Source organism: Roseateles sp. P5_E1 (assembly GCF_054049335.1).
The window spans coordinates 1-502 of record NZ_JBFUMN010000537.1 but is presented as its reverse complement, the minus strand read 5'-3'; the positions used below and the strand labels follow the sequence as shown (position 1 = coordinate 502).

Here is a 502-nt window from a genome sequence, read left to right as displayed (position 1 = left end):
GCGCCGGTGTCGGCGCGGGTCGCCTGCCACTGGGTGCCGTCGAACTTGAGCAGCACGTTCTGCCCGTCCAGCTTGGACAGGTCGCCGAAGCTGGCGGTCATGCTGGCGGTGCCGGTGTTGTTGGCGTTGCCGGTGATGCGCGGGCTGCCGATGTTGAAGAAGTCCCCGCCCAGGTTGCCGTACAGGTCCGCGCCCTGGCGGTGCACATCGTTGAAGCTGCTGGCCATGCCGACGGCCAGCTTGCCCAGTTCGGCCTGGGTGGGCGTCAGCACGGTATCGCGGAACTCCAGCAGACCGCCGATCTGGCCGCCGAGGGTCTTCGGTTCCAGGGTGATCTTCTGGCCGGCGCTCTCCAGCGCGAGCTGCAGGCGCTCGGGCATGTACGGATCGGCCACGGTGGTGACCTTGGAGGCGGTGGTGCCTACCACCAGCGCCTGGCCACCGGCGGTGTAGACGTTCATCAAGCCGCCGTCCTGCATCACCGCGTTGCCGCCGGTATAGC

General features: G+C 68.3%; 1 protein-coding gene. It reads right to left on the bottom strand.

The window, feature by feature from the left end:
- Positions 1 to 502: FlgK family flagellar hook-associated protein (locus ACXJKJ_RS32515; protein ID WP_457395893.1), on the bottom strand; the 502-nt coding region annotated here is incomplete at both ends.